Below are 17,782 nucleotides of genomic sequence, written 5' to 3' on the forward strand. Positions count from 1 at the left end.
AACGCAAAAGGCCGGCTCATCACGAACCGGCCTTTTTCATTGCGGCAGCTAACTGCGGCTTGCGATTGCGGCCGACTCAGCCGCGATCAGACCTGCGCGCCCGCGTTCGGATCGTTCGGGTCGACGCGTTCTTTCTTGTCCTTCAGCAGATCTTCGCGCTTTACGCCAAACCACATGGCGAGCGCCGCGGCGACGAACACCGACGAGTAGATGCCGAACAGAATACCGATCGTCAGCGCCAGCGCGAAGTAGTGCAGCGTCGGGCCGCCGAACAGGAACATGGAGAGCACCATCATCTGCGTACAGCCGTGCGTGATGATGGTCCGCGACATGGTGCTCGTAATGGCGTGGTTGATGACCTCGATCACCGTCATCTTGCGTTCGCGACGGAACGTTTCGCGAATCCGGTCGAAGATAACCACCGACTCGTTCACCGAATAGCCGAGCACCGCGAGCACGGCGGCCAGCACCGACAGCGAGAACTCCCACTGGAAGAACGCGAAGAAGCCGAGAATGATCACCACGTCGTGCAAGTTCGCGATCACGCCCGCCACCGCGTACTTCCATTCGAACCGGAACGACAGATAGATCACGATGCCGACCACCACGCAGGCAAGCGCGAGCAGGCCGTCGGTGGCGAGTTCCTTGCCGACCTGCGGGCCGACGAACTCGACGCGCTGCAACTGCACCTGCGGCGTGTCGGTTTTCAGCGCGCCCATCACCTGGTCGCTTTGTTGCGCGGACGTGAGCCCGTGTTTGAGCGGCAGGCGGATCAGCACGTCGCGCGAGGTGCCGAAGTTCTGCACCTGCGCGTCGGCATAGCCGAGCTTGTTCAGCGTGTTGCGCACCGGGTCGAGCGGCGCCGCGCCCGGATACTGCACTTCGATCACCGTGCCGCCGGTGAACTCCACCGACAGATGCAGCCCGCGATGCACGAGAAAAAACACGGCCGCGAGGAACGTCAACAGCGAAATGGCGTTGAAGATCAACGCACGCTGCATGAACGGAATGTCTTTGCGAAAACGGAAAAATTCCATGGTCTTGTTCTCCGGGACTCAGCGGGATGAACCCGGTTTCTGCGGCGTGCCCGGCGTGCCGGGGGCATTGCGGCGACGCACGGTCGGCTTGCCGGCGCGCGATTGCGCGGCTGCCGCGGGCGCTTTCGGCTTCGCGGCGGCTGCAGTGGCTGCGCGCATGGCCTGCGCGGTGTCCGTTGCCGAGTCGTCGTTGCCCAGATAGGCAGCGGAGCCCGCGGGCGCGGTTTCCGGACGCCACACCTGGCCGATGGCGAGCGACTTCAGCTTCTTCTTGCCGCCGTACCAGAGATTGACGATACCGCGCGAGAAGAACACCGCCGAGAACATCGACGTCAGAATGCCGATACAGTGCACGATCGCGAAACCGCGCACCGGCCCCGAGCCGAAGGCGAGCAGCGCGACGCCCGCGATCAGCGTGGTGACGTTCGAGTCGAGGATGGTCGCCCAGGCATGCGCGTAGCCGTTCTGGATGGCCAGTTGCGGCGGCGCGCCGTTGCGCAGTTCTTCCCGCACGCGTTCGTTGATCAGCACGTTTGCGTCGATCGCCATACCGAGCGCGAGCGCAATAGCCGCGATACCCGGCAACGTCAGCGTGGCCTGCAGCATGGAGAGCACCGCGATCAGCAGCAGCAGGTTCACGGACAGGCCGATCATGGAGATCACGCCGAACAGCATGTAGTACGCGATCATGAAGACGGCGATGGCCGCAAAGCCCCACACCACCGAATGGAAGCCCTTCTTGATGTTGTCGGCGCCGAGGCTCGGGCCGATGGTGCGTTCCTCGATGATGTCCATGGGCGCGGCGAGCGAGCCGGCGCGCAGCAGCAGCGCGAGGTCGGCGGCGGCTTGCGGCGTCGGCTGGCCGGTAATCTGGAAGCGGTCGCCGAGTTCCGACTGGATGGTCGCGACCGTCAGCACCTCACCCTTGCCCTTTTCGAACAGCACCATGGCCATCGGCTTGCCGATGTTGTCGCGCGACACGCTGCGCACGGCGCGGCCGCCGGCCGAGTCGAGGCGAATGTTGACGGACGGGCGCTGATGTTCGTCGAAGCCCGCCGACGCGTCGATAATCCGGTCGCCGGTGAAGATGATCTGCTTTCTCAGCAGCACGGGCGTCTGGTTGCCTTGCGTGAACAGCTCGTCGCCGGGCGGCACGGGGTCGGACGGATTCGGATGCGTGTTGACCGGGTCGGCGAGACGCGCTTCGAGCGTCGCCGTCCGGCCGATGATGTCCTTTGCCTTCGCCGTGTCCTGCACGCCCGGCAGTTCGACCACGATCCGGTCGGCGCCTTGCTGCTGGATAACCGGCTCGGCCACGCCGAGTTCGTTCACGCGGTTATGCAGCGTGGTGATGTTCTGCTTGAGCGCGGCGTCCTGCACGGCTTTCTGCACGGTCGGCGTGAAGGTGCCGACGAGCTGCACGGAACCGTCCGGGCCGTTTTGCGACGCCCATTGCAATTCGCCGATGCTGCGGCTCAATTGCTTGGCCGCGGCGTCCGCCGTGGCCTGGTCGGCGAAATTGATCACCACCGTCTGGTTGACGCGGTTTACGCCGCCGTCGCGGATGTTGTTGTCGCGCAAGAGCGTGCGCGCATCCGACGCGTCGGAGTCGAGCTTCTTGTTGAGCGCGCCCGCCATGTCGACCTGCAGCAGGAAGTGCACGCCGCCGCGCAAGTCGAGACCGAGGTACATGGGCAGCGCGTGCAAGGCGGTCAGCCAGCGCGGCGACGCACTTTGCAGATTCAGCGCGACGACGAACTGCGGGTCGCTCGGGTCGCTGTTGAGCGACTTCTGCAGCAGGTCTTTCACGCGCAATTGCGTGTCCGTGTCGAGAAGACGCACGCGAATGTTCGCGTTGGTCGACGAGTTGTCGAACGTGACGTCTTCCGGCTTGATCTGATTGGCTGCGAGCGCGGCTTCGACCGCCGACAGCGTGGTCGAGTCGAGCTTGACCGTTGCCTTGCCGCTCGACACCTGCACCGCCGGCGCTTCGCCGAACAGATTGGGCAGCGTGTACACGAGGCCGATGACGAGAGCCACCAGCATCACGGCGTATTTCCAGAGGGGGTAACGATTCATGAGTGGTCCAACGGAAGGTTGGCTTTTAAGCGATGCGCCCAGCGATGAGCGCCGGCGACCCGCGGCAGCTTTGCATGGGTCGCCGGCGAGGCCGCGCCGGACGCGAGAGAGCAGGCCTTACAGCGACTTGATCGTGCCCTTCGGGAGAATCGTCGTGACCGACGCTTTTTGCACGGTGATTTCCGTGCCTTCCGAAATTTCGACGCCGACGTAAGCCTCGCCCACCTTGGTCACCTTGCCGACGATGCCGCCGTTCGTCACCACTTCATCGCCCTTGGCCATTGCGGCGAGCATGTTGCGGTGTTCCTTCTGGCGCTTCATTTGCGGGCGAATCATGATGAAGTACAGCACGCCGAACATCAGGATCAGCGGCAGGAAGCTCATCAGATTCGACTCAACGCCACCTGCTGCGGTGCCTTGGGCGAAGGCATTGGAAATGAACGACACGTTGGTCTCTCCGTTATAGATCAATTCAATCAAAAAAATCAGCCGGTTATTCTACCACCGGCATGGCGCGCGTCGGCGCGGCGATTCGGCTTTGCGATCAACCGCTTAAAGCCGTTTTTCGTCGTCCTCGAAAGTGGATTGTAAGGTTTTATGAGAACCGCTGACGGATTCGTCCTTCGAATCTGACAGCGTTCGTCGTCATGGCGCCTCGTCGACGCCGCGCGCGCGGTTCTCGTGAAAGCGCTTGCGGAACGGCTCGAACATTTTGGCGTCGATCGCGTCGCGCATTTCCTGCATGAGTTCGAGGTAGTAGTGCAGGTTATGAATCGTATTCAGCTGTGCGCCCAGAATTTCCCCGACGCGATGCAGATGATGCAGATACCCACGAGTGAAATTTCGGCACGTGTAGCAGCCGCATTGCTCGTCGAGCGGTCGCAGCGAGTTCTTGTGCGTGGCGTTGCGAATCTTGATGTCGCCAAAGCGCGTAAAGAGCCAGCCGTTGCGCGCGTTGCGCGTGGGCATTACGCAGTCGAACATGTCGACGCCGGCCGCGACGCCCGCCACCAGGTCTTCCGGCGTGCCGACGCCCATCAGATAGTGCGGCTTGTTGGCTGGGAGTTTCGGGCCGATGTGGTTCAGCACGCGCATCATGTCTTCTTTCGGCTCGCCGACCGAGAGCCCGCCGATGGCCAGACCGTGAAAATCCTTCTCCGCGAGACCCGCGAGCGACTCGTCGCGCAGGTCCTCGAACATGCCGCCCTGAACAATGCCGAAGAGCGCGTTCGGATTGGCGAGCCGGCGGAATTCGTCGATCGAGCGCTGCGCCCAGCGCATCGACATGCGCATGGAGTCGGCCGCCTCCTTGTGCGAGGTCGGCACATTGTTGGTCGCGTAGGGCGTGCACTCGTCGAACTGCATGACGATGTCAGAGTTCAGCACTTTCTGGATCTGCATCGACACTTCCGGCGACAGGAACAGCTTGTCGCCGTTGATCGGCGAGGCAAACGTCACGCCGTCTTCGGTGATCTTGCGCAGGTCGCCGAGCGAAAATACCTGAAAGCCGCCGGAGTCGGTCAGGATCGGCTTTTTCCAGCCCATGAAGCCGTGCAGGCCGCCGTGCGCGGCGATGGTTTCGAGTCCCGGGCGTAGCCACAGGTGAAACGTATTGCCGAGGATGATCTGCGCGTGCATTTCCTCGAGCTCGCGCGGCTGCACCGCTTTCACGGTGCCGTAGGTGCCGACCGGCATGAAGATCGGTGTTTCGACGACGCCGTGGTTCAGCGTGACGCGGCCGCGGCGCGCGGCGCCGTCGGTGCCGCGCAGCTCAAAGTGGAGGCCGTCGGCGGGTGGTTGAAATGGATGACCGGTGGTCATTGAGCTCACTCCGTGGCAAACCGGAAAACAGTCCGGCGCGGTAAAGAAAATGCCGCCGCGATGGCTCGCAGCGGCGTGCAAAAAACGTCGAAAACGACAGGCGCTCTGTCAGATCAACCGTCGCGGCGAGTCAGCAGCATCGCATCGCCGTAGCTGAAAAAGCGGTAGCGTTGCTCGATGGCATGACGATACGCGGCGCGAATCGTCTCCACGCCGGCGAATGCCGACACCAGCATCAGCAATGTCGACTTCGGCAGATGAAAATTCGTCACCAGCCGGTCGACCACGCGAAACTTGTAGCCCGGCGTGATGAAAATGTCGGTTTCCGTGCTCGCCGCGCCGAGCGGCCGGCCGGCGGCTTCGGCGTCGCGCGCGGCGGCTTCGAGCGCGCGCATCGACGTGGTGCCCACGGCGATCACGCGGTTGCCGCGCGCCTTGGTGGCAGCGATCTTGTCGGCGAGCGACTGCGGCAGGTGATACCACTCGCTGTGCATCTTGTGCTCGGCGAGGTTTTCCACGCGCACCGGCTGGAACGTGCCCGCGCCGACGTGCAGCGTCAGCGTCGCGCGCTCCACGCCGTGCGCGTCGAGCCGCGCGAAAAGCGACTCGTCGAAATGCAGGCCCGCCGTGGGTGCCGCGACCGCGCCCGGATTTTGCGCATACACGGTTTGATAGCGCGTTTCGTCGACGGCGTCGGGATCGTGCTCGATATAGGGCGGCAACGGCAGGCGGCCGTGCTGCTCGATCAGCGTCAGGCAGTCGGCGGGGAAATGCAGTGTGTAGAACGGCTCCACGCGCTCGCCGACGGTCACGTCGAACGCATCGGCAAGACGGATCGTCGTGCCCGGCTGCGGGCTTTTGCTCGCGCGGATCTGCGCGAGCGCCGTGCGCTCGCCGGTGAGCCGCTCGACCAGCACCTCGATCTTGCCGCCACTTGCCTTCTGGCCGAGAAAGCGCGCCTTCAGGACTTTGGTATCGTTAAAGACCAGCAGGTCGCCGGGCGAAATGCAGTCGGGCAACTCGGAAAAGCGGCGGTCGACGAGGCGCGCGGCGCGCTCGGCATCGGCGGCGTTGTCGACCTGGAGCAGACGGCTCGCGCTGCGCTCGGGCAGCGCGACTTGCGCGATCAGCTCAGGCGGCAGATCGAAATCGAAATCGGAAAGCGTAAACATGCAAACGACTGGAAGCGAATGGGGACTGAATTGAGCCGAAGCCTCGGCCGGGCAGCTATGATTGCGGGACGCCGCGGCGGCCCGCGAGCCGGCGCGCACGTGCAGCCAACCGTAGCCAGCCGATGGCCGCGCAGCCTTCGACACTTTTGACAGCCGATATTGTACTTGCGAAGCAGCCCATGCCTTTGTCCGACCGCCGATCGCCTTCCGCAGATGAACTGAGCGCCGAACTGGCAGCCCGCGTCGCGCGAGACGACGGGTTGGGCAAGCCTGCGGCGAAATCCGCGGCCAATTCCGCAGCCAAAGCGGCCTCCACCAAAACCGCCGACAAACTCGCCAAGCTCGGCCTCACGCGCGACATCGACCTCGTGCTGCATCTGCCGATGCGCTACGAGGACGAAACCTCGCTCACGCCGATCGGTCATCTGCTGCCCGGCGGCATCGCGCAAACGGAAGGCGTGGTGTTCGACAACGAGATCGCCTATCGTCCGCGCCGTCAGTTGCTCGTCAAATTGCGCGACGATGCCGGCGACGAACTCGTGCTGCGCTTTCTGAACTTCTACGGTTCGCAGGTCAAGCAGATGGCCATCGGCGCGCGGCTGCGCGTGCGCGGCGACGTGCGAGGCGGCTTCTTCGGCATGGAGATGGTGCATCCCGCAGTGCGCGTGGTCGACGAGGACACGCCGCTGCCGCAAGCGCTCACGCCGGTTTATCCGAGCACCGCGGGCGTGACACAGGCCTATTTGCGCAAGGCAATCGACAACGCGTTGTCGCGCACGTCGCTGCCGGAGCTGTTGCCCGAGGCCGTCGCACGCGAATGGCTGCAGCCGCTTGGCGTGCCCTCGCTGATGGACGCGGTGCGCACGCTGCATCATCCGGGCGCGCAGTCGGACGAGACCGCGTTGATCGACGGCACGCATCCGGCGTGGGTGCGCATCAAGTTCGAGGAACTGCTCGCGCAGCAGATGTCGCTCAAGCGCGCGCACGAGGAGCGCCGCACGCGCGCCGCGCCGGCCATGCCGCGTCGCAAGCTGGGCGACGAAGCGGCGCTCGTCGCGCGTCTGCTGAAGGCGCTGCCGTTTTCGCTGACGAAGGCGCAGGAGCGCGTGGGCGGCGAGATCGCGCTCGATTTGACCCAGCCGCATCCGATGCAGCGGCTCCTGCAGGGCGACGTCGGCAGCGGCAAGACCATTGTGGCGGCGCTGGCTGCCGCGCAGGCGATCGACGCCGGGTACCAGGCCGCGCTCATGGCGCCCACCGAAATTCTCGCCGAGCAGCACGCGCGCAAGCTGCGCGGCTGGCTGGAGCCGCTCGGCGTGAGCGTCGCGTGGCTCGCGGGCAGCCTGAAGGCGAAGGAAAAGCGCGCGGCTATCGAAGCCGCCGCGCTCGGCACCGCGCAACTCGTGATCGGCACGCACGCGATCATCCAGGACACGGTAGAGTTCGCCCGGCTCGGGCTTGTGATCGTCGACGAACAGCACCGCTTCGGCGTCGCGCAACGTCTCGCGCTGCGCGCCAAAGCACTGAACGCCGCTGACGGCGCGCGCGATTTCCAGCCGCATCAGCTGATGATGTCCGCCACGCCCATTCCGCGCACGCTCGCCATGACGTATTACGCGGACCTCGACGTCTCGACGATCGACGAATTGCCGCCCGGGCGCACGCCCATTCTCACCAAGCTCGTGTCCGACGCGCGCCGCGAGGAAGTGATCGGCCGCGTGCGCGAAGCGGCGCTGACCGGGCGGCAGGTCTATTGGGTGTGTCCGCTGATCGAGGAAAGCGAGACGCTGCAACTGCAGACCGCGGTCGAGACCTATGAAACGCTGGTCGCGGCTTTGCCGGAATTGAAGGTCGGGCTCGTGCACGGCCGTCTCGCGCCGGCCGAGAAGGCCGCGGTGATGGATGCGTTCACGCGCAACGAGGTGCAGCTGCTCGTCGCGACTACGGTGATCGAAGTGGGCGTCGACGTGCCGAATGCGTCGCTGATGGTGATCGAGCACGCCGAGCGCTTCGGCCTCGCGCAGCTGCACCAGTTGCGCGGGCGGGTGGGGCGCGGCAGCGCGGCGTCGGTCTGCGTGCTGCTCTACACCGGACCGCTTTCGATGACCGCGCGCGCCCGCCTGCAAACCATGCGCGAGACGACCGACGGCTTCGAAATCGCGCGCCGCGATCTGGAGATACGCGGTCCCGGCGAGTTTCTCGGCGCACGGCAGTCCGGCGCGGCGATGCTCCGGTTCGCCGATCTGCAAAACGATCAATGGCTGATCGAGCCCGCGCGCGAAGCCGCCGCGGCGCTGCTCGAGAAGCATCCTGAGGTGGTCACGCAGCATCTGGCGCGCTGGCTCGGTGCGCGCGAACATTACCTGAAGGCGTGAGCGCCGACAGGCGCCGCGCCAGGTCGCGCTGCGGGGCGCCTTGGCCGAAGTGGCAGACTGGGCCGGCGCGGCCGACTTCGCGGATACAAAGCAAGCGAAACCCGGCAAACCAGGTTGGCGAACCGACCCTATGGGTGTATAACTAGAACCTATCGAATCCATCGCACTGATTGGTCCCCCAATGACGCTCACCGAATTGAAGTACATCGTCGCCGTGGCCCGCGAGCGGCACTTTGGCCGGGCCGCCGAAGCGTGTTTCGTCAGCCAGCCGACCTTGTCGGTCGCCATCAAGAAGCTCGAAGACGAGCTCAACGTGCAGATTTTCGAGCGCGGCACGAGTGAAGTGAGTGTCACGCCGATCGGCGAGCAGATCGTCACGCAGGCTCAGCGGGTGCTGGAACAGACGCTCGCCATCAAGGAAATCGCCAAGCAGGGCAAAGATCCGCTCGTCGGCCCGCTGCGCCTTGGCGTCATCTATACGATCGGGCCGTACCTGCTGCCCACGCTCGTCAAGCAGATGATCAAGCGCGTCCCGCAAATGCCCTTGATGCTGCAGGAAAATTACACGCTCAAGCTGATCGAGCTGCTCAAGCAGGGCGAAATCGACGTCGCGATCATGGCGCTGCCGTTTCCGGAAACCGGGCTGATGCTGCGGCCGCTCTACGACGAGCCGTTTGTGGTCGCGCTGCCGTCCGGCCACGCGTGGGAAAACCGCCCGAAAATCGACGCCGACGATCTCAAGCAGGAAACCATGCTGCTGCTCGGCAGCGGTCATTGCTTTCGCGACCACGTGCTCGGCGTTTGCCCGGAACTGATGCGTTTCTCGCAGAACGCCGACGGCATCCAGAAGACGTTCGAGGGCTCGTCGCTGGAAACCATACGCCATATGGTGGCGAGCGGCGTAGGCATTACCGTGCTGCCGCGCATGTCGGTGCATGAGGTCAAGCCGCACGCGGGCGGCATCGACTCGGGCCTTTTGTCCTATGTTCCATTCGACGAGCCGGTGCCCGACCGGCGCGTGGTGCTCGCGTGGCGCAAGAGCTTTACGCGGATGCCTGCCATCGACGCAATCTGCGACGCCATCAGCGCTTGCGACCTGCCGGGCGTGAAAAAGCTGGATCTGCCGGTCGCCGTCAACTGAGCTGCGGATGATAGGCGGCGCGCCGACGTTCCAGTCCAGGCGCGCGTCTCATTGGTTGGCCCCACCAGACGAGCGCCTAACGTGGGCCTATCGGATAGATAAAATTTATAAAACGCACAAATTCGATAGTATTGATATAGTCGTCTGCATGGATCGCCCGATCGTCAAAAACCGGAGGACATCATGACGCAACCGAATGTGCCGCACACTCAAGCCTTCGCCGCTCAACCGGCCACCGCCCCCGCCGGCTTTGCGGCCGCCATGCTCGGCCTTCGCACGGTCGCCGTGTCGTTGCTGGTCGACCGGGCGCTGTCCGCGTAATGCTTCATCTGCTGGCGTCATGTGCCGGCACTGTTGTTCGCCCAAGCTTTCGGCATTGCCGTGCCGCGCTTCTCCCCCATCCGTTTAAACGAAAACCATCCAGGAGTCCCGCATGTCCGAACGTAAGCTCACCAATGCCGCCGGCGCGCCCGTCGCCGATAACCAGAACTCGATGACCGCCGGCGTGCGCGGCCCGGTTGTCCTGCAAGACGTGTGGCTGCTCGAAAAGCTCGCGCACTTCGACCGCGAGGTGATCCCCGAGCGCCGTGTGCACGCGAAAGGCTCCGGCGCGTTCGGCACGCTCAAGGTGACGCACGACATCTCGCGCTACACGAAGGCGAAGGTGTTTGCGCAGGTCGGCAAGGAAACGCCGCTCTTCATGCGCTTCTCGACGGTGGCGGGCGAGCGCGGCGCGGCCGACGCCGAACGCGACGTGCGTGGTTTCTCGATCAAGTTCTATACGGAAGAAGGCAACTGGGACGTGGTGGGCAACAACACGCCGGTGTTTTTCATCCGCGATCCGCTGAAATTTCCGGACTTCATTCATACGCAGAAGCGCGACCCGTACACGAACCTGCGCAACAACGTTGCCGCGTGGGATTTCTGGACGCGCCATCCGGAGTCGATGCACCAGGTCACCATTCTGATGAGCGACCGCGGCATTCCGAAGAACTACCGTCAGATGCACGGTTTCGGTTCGCACACGTACTCGTTCATCAACGCGAACAACGAGCGCTTCTGGGTCAAGTTCCATTTCAAATCGCTGCAAGGCATTGAGAATTTCACCGATGCCGAAGCGGCGCAGGTCATCGCGCAAGACCGCGAAAGCGCGCAGCGCGATCTGGTGGGCCGCATCGACGAAGGCAATTTCCCGAAGTGGCGCTTCGCGATCCAGGTGATGCCGGAGGCAGAGGCAGCGGCCTATCGCTTCAATCCGTTCGATATCACGAAGGTGTGGTCGCAGCAGGACTACCCGCTGATCGACGTCGGCACGATCGAACTGAACCGCAATGCGGCCAACTATTTCGCGGATGTCGAGCAGGCAGCGTTCACGCCGGCCAACGTGGTGCCGGGCATTGGATTCTCGCCCGACCGTCTGTTGCAGGGGCGGCTGTTCTCGTACGGCGACACGCAGCGCTATCGCCTCGGTATCAATCACCATCAGATTCCGGTGAACGCGTCGCGCGTGCCGAACCCGCATTCGTTCCATCGCGACGGCGCGATGCGCACCGACGGCAACCTGGGCGGTAACGTGAACTACGAGCCGAACCGTTTCGGCGATTTCGCTCAGGACGCCAACGCGTCCGAGCCGCCGCTCGCCGTGGGCGCGGTGGATCGCTACGATCATCGCGCGGATGACGATTACTACACGCAGCCGGGCATGCTGTTCGCGCTGTTCGACACGGCGCAGCGCGAGCGTCTGTTCGGCAACATTGCGCGCCATATCAACGGTGTGCCGCAGGAGATCGTCGCGCGTGCGGTCGAGCATTTCCGCCGTATCGATCCGGCTTATGCCGAAGGCGTGATCGCCGCGATGGCCGCGCTCGCGGAAGGCGGCAAGAAGTAAAGCGGTAAGCGAAGCGGGGCGCGCGGGCGCCCCGCCACTCGGGAGACGAACCGGGAGCACGCAGATGATCGAGATGATGAGAGCCACGGCCGGCAGATCGTCGGCCACGCAACGCGCACGGCCGATGCATGCGCCGGGCTCGAACCGGCATATCAACATGCGCAAAGCCGTCGGCTTCGCCATCGTGACAAGCGGATTCGCGGTGATCGCGGCGCAGGCGCTGCAACATGCGTTGGGCGGATGAGCGGCAGGCACGGACGTGAACGAGCTTGCGCACGCGCGTCGCCGCCGGCTCGCGCGTCACGCTGCCGTGGCGGCACGCCACACGAACGTTTCGTCTTTCTAAGATAAACTGTCGAACGCTCGTTTTGCCGGGCCTGCCATCAGCGGGCCATTGGCACGCCGTTACTTCACTGCCGGTTCGTATCACTCTTCGAAGGAGTCATCATGGCCAAAAAAGAAGCTGTACAGCACGTCAATATCGGGATCAGCGACAAGGACCGCAAGAAGATCGCGGAAGGTCTGTCGCGTCTGCTCGCGGACACCTACACGCTGTACCTGAAGACCCACAACTTCCACTGGAATGTGACGGGTCCGATGTTCAACACGCTGCATCTGATGTTCGAAACGCAATACAACGAACTGGCGCTGGCCGTCGATTCGATTGCCGAGCGGATTCGCGCGCTCGGCGTGCATGCGCCGGGCAGCTACAAGGATTTTGCCAAGCTGTCGTCGATTCCCGAAGCAGACGGCGTGCCGTCCGCGGAAGAGATGATCCGCCAACTGGTGGAAGGTCAGGAAGCCGTGGTGCGCACCGCGCGCGCCATTTTCCCGTCGACGGAAGCGGCCAACGACGAGCCCACCGCCGACCTGCTGACGCAGCGCATGCAGACGCACGAAAAGACCGCGTGGATGCTGCGCTCGATGCTGGCTTGACGAGCATCGGCTGAGGCCGCTGCCGGCCGGTTCCGGCCGGGTTGCGCCGGCCGATATGTTAGACGCGGGTTTGACGCAATAGCCAAAAAACAAAGCCTCCCTTCGCGGAGGCTTTGTTTTTTGCGTCGACCGACACGTGACACTCGAGGCTTGCGGCGCAAAACGGTCCGCTGCGCGGGCCTACGCGCCTGCTTCCGGGCGCCGGCAAGGGGTGCCCGCCGCATCCCGTAAAATAGCGGCACTGTACCCGCTATTCGCCTGCCTTCATCGAGTCCGCCATGTTCGCCCGACTTCCCCTGTATTTGCGCCTTGTGCGCATGGACAAGCCTATCGGCAGTCTGCTGCTGCTGTGGCCGACACTCAACGCGCTGTGGATTGCGTCCGACGGTCACCCGTCGTGGCCGCTGCTCGTGATCTTCACGGTGGGCACAGTGCTGATGCGCTCGGCGGGCTGCGCGATCAACGACTACGCGGATCGCGATTTCGACCGTTATGTGAAGCGCACCGAGAATCGGCCGATCACCTCGGGCAAGATCAAGGCGTGGGAAGCGGTGGCGCTCGCGGCGGGCCTGTCGTTGCTGGCTTTCCTGCTGATTCTGCCGCTCAATACGCTGACGAAGGAGTTGTCGGTCGCCGCACTGTTCGTGGCCGGCTCCTATCCGTTCACGAAGCGCTTCTTCGCCATTCCGCAGGCATATCTCGGCATCGCATTCGGCTTCGGCATTCCGATGGCGTTTGCGGCTGTGCAAAACCAGGTGCCCTTGCTCGCGTGGGTCATGCTGCTCGCCAACGTGTTCTGGTCGGTTGCGTACGACACCGAGTACGCGATGGTCGATCGCGACGACGACATCAAGATCGGCATTCGGACCTCGGCGCTTACGTTCGGCCGCTTCGACGTGGCGGCCATCATGCTCTGCTATGCGGTCACGCTCGGCATCTACGTCGGCATCGGCGTGATGCTTGCGTTCGGCGTGCTGTACTGGTGCGGATGGGCGGTCGCGGCGGGCTGCGCCGTCTATCACTACACGCTGATCCGCCACCGCGAGCGTATGCCGTGCTTCAAGGCGTTCCTGCACAACAACTGGCTGGGCGGCGCGTTGTTCGTCGGCATTGCCGCGCATTATGCGGTGGCTTCGGTTTAGGCTTTAAGCGCGAGCCGTTGCCCGGCCGTTACCGCCGGGCCGGGCTTTTATCAGTGGCTGCCGCAGGCGCGGACTTTCTCCTGTAACGGCTCCGCGCCCCACGGCTTTTGGTGTTCGCGCCAGACGAAACCGGCCGACAGCGGCTCATGACCGCTTACTGTTTGCCGAACTCATCGCCCATTTCTTTTGCGCGCGCATCGGCGGCGAGCGCGCCGCGCACAATCGCTTCCTTGACTCCGCTCGCGTCGAACGACGCAAGCGCTGCCGCGGTCGTGCCACCCTTCGACGTCACGCGCTCACGCAATACGCTAGGCGGCTCGTCGGAATTCGCCGCCAGTTGCGCGGCGCCCGTGAACGTCGCGACGGCGAGCGCACGGCCCTGCGTTTCGTCCATGCCGAGTTGGCGCGCGGCTTCCTGCAGCGCTTCAATGAAGTAGAACACGTAGGCGGGCCCGCTGCCGGAAATGGCGGTCACGGCGTCGATTTTCGCCTCGTCGTCGAACCAGACGGTTTCCCCCACTGCGCCGAGCACCTGCGAGGCGAGCGCGCGTCCCGCTTCGTCGACGCTCGCGGTGGCGGTCAAACCCGCGACCCCCATGCCGATCAGCGCGGGCGTATTCGGCATGACGCGCACGATGCGCGTATGGCCGTTGAGCCAGCGCGACATGTCGTCCATGCGAATGCCGGCGACGATGCTGATTGCAAGCTGCGACGCTTTCAGATGCGGCGCGAGCGCCTCGGCGACGCTCTTCAGGATTTGCGGCTTCACCGCGAGTACGACCGCGTCATAGGCGGCGAGCGCGCCGTCGGCGGCTGCGCCTGTCTTGATGCCGAACTGCGTTTCGTTGCGCTTGCGGGCGTCTTCGTTGGGATCGATCGCATACAGGTCGACGGGCGCGACGCCGCGCTTGATCAGGCCGCCGATCAACGCCGCGGCCATGTTGCCGCCGCCGATAAAAGCAATTTTCATGATGTTCCGGGAAGGTTTGATTGAGCTTCTGAAACGGTGCTTGCAGCCGCGTCTGCCACTGCGGCTGCGGCCACTTAATGCGAATAATCGCGCGCGCCGAAGATTGCCGTGCCCACGCGCACGATCGTCGCGCCTTCGAGCACGGCCGCCTCCAGGTCGCTCGACATGCCCATGGACAGTGTGTCCAACGCCAGGCCGTCGCTGTGCAGTCGCTCGAACAGCTCGCGCAGGCGGCGATGCGGCACACGCTGCTCGTCGATGCCGCCGGCCGGCTCGGGAATCGCCATGAGGCCGCGCAACCGGAGCCTCGGCAGCGCGGCAATGTCACGGGCTACCTGCATGGCCTCGTCGACGCTGACGCCGCTTTTCGATGCCTCGCCGCTGATGTTGACCTGCAAACACACGTTGAGCGGCGGCAGCGCATCCGGCCGCTGCTCGGAAAGCCGCTGCGCGATCTTCAGCCGATCGACGGAATGTACCCAGTCGAAATGCTCGGCCACCGGCCGCGTCTTGTTGGACTGCAGCGGACCGATGAAATGCCATTCGAGCGACGCGCGCAAATCGGCAAGCGCTTCGATCTTCGTGAGCGCTTCCTGCACGTAGTTTTCGCCGAACGCGCGTTGACCGGCTGCATGGGCGGCGCGCACGTCTTCGGCGGGAAAGGTCTTCGAGACCGCGAGCAGCGCGATGGAACGCGCGTCGCGCCCAGCTACGTGCGCGGCCATGGCGATGCGCTGCTGCACCGCTTCGAGGTTGTGAATCAGATCGGGCATGGAACGAACCGGAGCGGACCTCAGGTCGATAAAGTCGATGCCCCGATTATACGGACAGCATGTGCTCGACCAGTTCGATCCAGTGCGCGACGGGCGTCGACGTGCCGCTTTGCAGATGCGAAATGCAACCGACGTTCGCCGACACGATCACCTGCGGCTCCTGCGCCTGCAGCCGCTCGAGCTTCTGATCGCGCAGTGCGTACGAAAGCTTCGGCTGCGTGAGCGAGTAAGTGCCTGCCGAGCCGCAGCACAGGTGATTGTCGACGGGCAGGCGCACTTCCACGCCGAGTTTCGTCAGCAGATGCTCGACGGTGCCGCGCACCTGCTGTCCATGCTGCAACGTGCACGGCGGATGAAACGCCACGGTATGGATCGCGCGGCGGCGCGTGACCGCGACGAGTTCTTCTTCGAAGTCCGGCAGGATTTCGGCGATGTCGCGCGTCAATTCGACGATGCGGCGCGCTTTTTCCGCATAGGCCGGATCGTCGCGCAGCAGGTGCGCGTATTCCTTGACCGTCGCGCCGCAACCGGACGCGTTCATCACGATGGCCTCGACGCCCTGTTCGACATACGGCCACCATGCGTCGATGTTGGCGCGCATGTCGTCGAGCGCTTCGTCGTTGTAGCCGAGATGCAGGCGGATCGCGCCGCAGCAGCCGGCGTCGGGGGCGACCACGGTCTCGACGCCGAGCGCATCCAGCACGCGCGCGGTGGCGGTGTTGACGTTGGGCATCATCGACGGTTGTACGCAGCCCGCGAGCATCAGCATCTTGCGTTCGTGCCGGGCGGTCGGCCAGACAAGCGGGCGCTGCCGCGCCGGCACTTTGTCGCGCAATTTCCTCGGCAGCAGCGCGCGGAAATGCTGGCCGAGGCGCATGGTCGGCGTAAAGAGCGCGCTGTTCGGCACGAAGCTCGCGAGCAATCTACGCGTGAGACGCTGACCGAGCGGCCGCGTCACTTTTTCCTCGGTGATCTTGCGGCCGATTTCCACGAGCTTGCCGTACTGCACGCCGGACGGACACGTCGTCTCGCAATTGCGGCAGGTGAGGCACCGGTCCAGATGAACTTGCGTGCTGCGCGTCACCTGCGCACCTTCCACCATCTGCTTGATCAGATAGATGCGGCCGCGCGGGCCGTCGAGCTCATCGCCAAGCAGTTGGTAGGTCGGGCAGGTGGCCGTGCAGAAACCGCAGTGCACGCAATTGCGCAGAATGGCGTCGGCTTCGGCGCCATCGGGCGTATTGCGAATGAAATCCGCGAGATTGGTTTGCATCGCGCGCTCAGAAGTCGGGGTAGAGACGGCCGCGATTGAAGATGCGGGCCGGGTCGAAAGCGGTTTTCAGGCCGCGATGGATTTTCATCAGCGGCGCGGGGAGCGGTGTGAACACGCCGGCGCCGCGGTCGTAGCCGAGGCCGGAACGGAAGATCGTGGCGTGGCCGCCTGCCTGCTTCGCGCTGATGCGCACCGTTTGCGCGTCGGTGTCGGTGATCCACCAGCGCTGGGCGCCGCCCCATTCCATCAATTGCGCGCCGGGCAGTTGCAGCGGCTCGGTGATGGAGGGCAACGCAAGCCGCCAGAGCGCGGCCTTCGGCGGAATGGCGGCAAAGAACGAGTCGGTTTGCTCGCGCAGGCCGGCCCAGAAGCGTTCGGCCTCGACCGCGTCGACCACTTCGCCGCCCAGCGCCGAGCGCGCCGACTTGACCGCGGTTTCCGCGCCCGCGAGACGCACGGCGAGTGTGCCGTGGCGCCACGCGCTCGCGGTGATCGGCAGCGGCCGGCCGCCCCATTCGTTGAGCTTGCGGACCGCGTCGGTGCCGTTCATGTCGAACTTGAGCGTGGCTTCTGCCTGCGGCAGCGGCAGCACCTTGAGCGACAACTCGAGGATCAGCCCCAGCGTGCCGAGCGAGCCTGCCATGAGACGCGAGACGTCGTAACCGGCGACGTTTTTCACCACCTGGCCGCCGAAGCGCAGCGTTTGTCCCTGACCGTTCATGATGACGGCGCCGAGCACGAAGTCACGCGCGGCGCCTGCCGAGGGGCGCCGCGGCCCTGCAATGCCCGCTGCCACGCAGCCGCCGAAGGTGGCCTGCGGCCCGAAGTGCGGCGGCTCGAAGGCAAGCATCTGATTGTGCTCGGCGAGCGCGGCTTCAATTTCGATGAGCGGCGTTCCCGCGCGCGCGGTGATGACCAGTTCCGCCGGGTCGTACGCGATGATGCCGCGATAAGCGCGCGTGTCGAGGATCTCGCCTTCCAGCGTCTGACCGTACCAGTCTTTCGTGCCGCCGCCGCGCACGCGCAACGCGCGTCCCTCGGCGCTGGCGGAACGTACGCGCTCCGACCACATGGCGACGATGTCGTCCTCTTCCATGATGCCCTGCTTCGTTGTGTTTCGAACGATTGTACCGGGCGGGGGCGCGCTGGCAACCCGGAGCGGACCCGCATCCGGG

The 17,782-nt window shown here is 64.5% G+C and carries 16 protein-coding genes; 7 read left to right on the forward strand and 9 right to left on the reverse strand.

The genetic code is table 11. The features are described 5' to 3' along the window. Positions 1-86: 86 nt before the first annotated feature. The 5 genes from secF to queA form a co-directional block, all read right to left on the reverse strand. The gene (secF, locus tag HV711_RS21540; protein ID WP_035480149.1) at positions 87-1,037 is read right to left on the reverse strand and encodes a protein translocase subunit SecF; all 951 of its coding nucleotides are present in this window, start codon (positions 1,035-1,037) and stop codon (positions 87-89) included. A gap of 18 nt (positions 1,038-1,055) precedes the next feature. Continuing rightward, positions 1,056-3,116 (reverse strand): protein translocase subunit SecD, encoded by a 2,061-nt coding sequence (secD, locus tag HV711_RS21545; protein WP_035480148.1) that lies wholly within the window; start codon positions 3,114-3,116, stop codon positions 1,056-1,058. Between the two features lie 117 nt (positions 3,117-3,233). After that, entirely contained in the window at positions 3,234-3,563 is a 330-nt protein-coding gene (gene yajC / locus HV711_RS21550; protein ID WP_013587151.1) for a preprotein translocase subunit YajC, read from the reverse strand. A gap of 198 nt (positions 3,564-3,761) precedes the next feature. Continuing rightward, positions 3,762-4,937, reverse strand: a complete 1,176-nt coding sequence (gene tgt, locus HV711_RS21555) for a tRNA guanosine(34) transglycosylase Tgt (RefSeq protein WP_035480147.1) — start codon at positions 4,935-4,937, stop codon at positions 3,762-3,764. 113 nt (positions 4,938-5,050) lie between these two features. Next, on the reverse strand, positions 5,051-6,109 hold the full coding sequence (gene queA, locus HV711_RS21560) for a tRNA preQ1(34) S-adenosylmethionine ribosyltransferase-isomerase QueA (RefSeq protein ID WP_013587153.1): 1,059 nt from the start codon (positions 6,107-6,109) through the stop codon (positions 5,051-5,053). 179 nt (positions 6,110-6,288) lie between these two features. Between queA and recG the strand changes: the two genes are divergently transcribed. From recG to ubiA, 7 genes are all read left to right on the forward strand, one after another. After that, complete coding sequence (gene recG, locus HV711_RS21565; protein WP_035480177.1) at positions 6,289-8,484, forward strand: ATP-dependent DNA helicase RecG; 2,196 nt, start codon at positions 6,289-6,291, stop codon at positions 8,482-8,484. Positions 8,485-8,665: 181 nt separating this feature from the next. Next, positions 8,666-9,625 (forward strand): LysR substrate-binding domain-containing protein, encoded by a 960-nt coding sequence (locus tag HV711_RS21570; protein WP_013338073.1) that lies wholly within the window; start codon positions 8,666-8,668, stop codon positions 9,623-9,625. 183 nt (positions 9,626-9,808) lie between these two features. Continuing rightward, positions 9,809-9,946 (forward strand): hypothetical protein, encoded by a 138-nt coding sequence (locus HV711_RS21575; RefSeq protein WP_013587155.1) that lies wholly within the window; start codon positions 9,809-9,811, stop codon positions 9,944-9,946. 112 nt (positions 9,947-10,058) lie between these two features. Beyond that, positions 10,059-11,513 carry a catalase gene (locus tag HV711_RS21580; RefSeq protein ID WP_035480146.1) on the forward strand — a complete coding sequence of 485 codons (1,455 nt, stop codon included), beginning with the start codon at positions 10,059-10,061 and terminating at the stop codon, positions 11,511-11,513. 64 nt (positions 11,514-11,577) lie between these two features. After that, entirely contained in the window at positions 11,578-11,757 is a 180-nt protein-coding gene (locus tag HV711_RS21585) for a hypothetical protein (RefSeq protein ID WP_028361805.1), read from the forward strand. Between the two features lie 203 nt (positions 11,758-11,960). Then, a complete protein-coding gene (locus tag HV711_RS21590; RefSeq protein WP_013338077.1) occupies positions 11,961-12,449 on the forward strand; it encodes a Dps family protein in 489 nt (162 codons plus the stop codon). A gap of 278 nt (positions 12,450-12,727) precedes the next feature. Next, positions 12,728-13,591: a 4-hydroxybenzoate octaprenyltransferase gene (gene ubiA / locus HV711_RS21595; protein ID WP_028361806.1), complete on the forward strand. Its 864-nt coding sequence runs from the start codon at positions 12,728-12,730 to the stop codon at positions 13,589-13,591. A gap of 154 nt (positions 13,592-13,745) precedes the next feature. Here ubiA and proC read toward each other — a convergent pair whose 3' ends face one another. The 4 genes from proC to glcE all read right to left on the reverse strand — a co-directional run bounded on the left by proC (position 13,746) and on the right by glcE (position 17,703). Next, positions 13,746-14,561: a pyrroline-5-carboxylate reductase gene (proC, locus tag HV711_RS21600; protein ID WP_035480142.1), complete on the reverse strand. Its 816-nt coding sequence runs from the start codon at positions 14,559-14,561 to the stop codon at positions 13,746-13,748. Positions 14,562-14,635: 74 nt separating this feature from the next. Next, positions 14,636-15,334, reverse strand: a complete 699-nt coding sequence (locus HV711_RS21605; protein ID WP_035480140.1) for a YggS family pyridoxal phosphate-dependent enzyme — start codon at positions 15,332-15,334, stop codon at positions 14,636-14,638. A gap of 46 nt (positions 15,335-15,380) precedes the next feature. Beyond that, positions 15,381-16,607 (reverse strand): glycolate oxidase subunit GlcF, encoded by a 1,227-nt coding sequence (glcF, locus tag HV711_RS21610; RefSeq protein ID WP_013587161.1) that lies wholly within the window; start codon positions 16,605-16,607, stop codon positions 15,381-15,383. Between the two features lie 7 nt (positions 16,608-16,614). Next, positions 16,615-17,703 (reverse strand): glycolate oxidase subunit GlcE, encoded by a 1,089-nt coding sequence (gene glcE, locus HV711_RS21615; protein WP_013587162.1) that lies wholly within the window; start codon positions 17,701-17,703, stop codon positions 16,615-16,617. Positions 17,704-17,782: the final 79 nt, after the last annotated feature.

It is taken from the genome of Paraburkholderia phenoliruptrix (assembly GCF_902859825.1).
In the GTDB taxonomy this organism is placed as follows: domain Bacteria; phylum Pseudomonadota; class Gammaproteobacteria; order Burkholderiales; family Burkholderiaceae; genus Paraburkholderia; species Paraburkholderia phenoliruptrix.